The 563-nt window shown below is 58.0% G+C and carries 1 pseudogene; it reads left to right on the plus strand.

The window, feature by feature from the left end:
• Nucleotides 1–563 (plus strand): annotated as a pseudogene (locus KP705_RS16450) (Tn3 family transposase); the annotation flags it as partial.

Consider the following 563-nt stretch of genomic DNA (forward strand, 5'->3'; position numbering starts at 1 on the left):
TTGCCGTCATCTGATTGAGGCCCGTGATCAGGGCGTTGATTCACTGTCTGCCATTACGGGAATTGACTGGCCCCGCCTCCAGGACGCCATCGGCAGGGCTGAAACCCTGACAGCTCCAGAGACCATTGATCGCACGGCCGAACTGATCAACCGGCATCGCTCTCTTCGTCCTGCCATTGGTCCATTCCTGAACGCGTTCCAGTTTCAGGGTGGTCGCACGGTACAGGGAWTACTGAAGGCGGTGCAGATCATTGKAGAMCTCTATCGGACCGGTAAACGCCGCTTGCCTGACTCCTGTCCGATCCGTTTCATTCCGCCTTCCTGGCACAGCTTTGTCAGGCCAGAGGGAACAGTCATACGACAGGCTTACGAACTCTGTGTTCTGACCCAGCTGCGCGAGCGTCTGCGTGCCGGAGACATCTGGGTAACGGAAAGTCGCCAATACCGCGCATTCGACACCTACCTTCTTCCGGAAGCCACGTTTGCAGCGATGCGCGCGCAAGGACCGTTGCCTCTGGCGATCAATGCTACGGCTGACACGTTCCTTTCTCAACGGCGTGCAG

Source organism: Gluconobacter sp. P1D12_c, from assembly GCF_018812105.1.
GTDB classification, from domain to species: domain Bacteria; phylum Pseudomonadota; class Alphaproteobacteria; order Acetobacterales; family Acetobacteraceae; genus Gluconobacter; species Gluconobacter oxydans_A.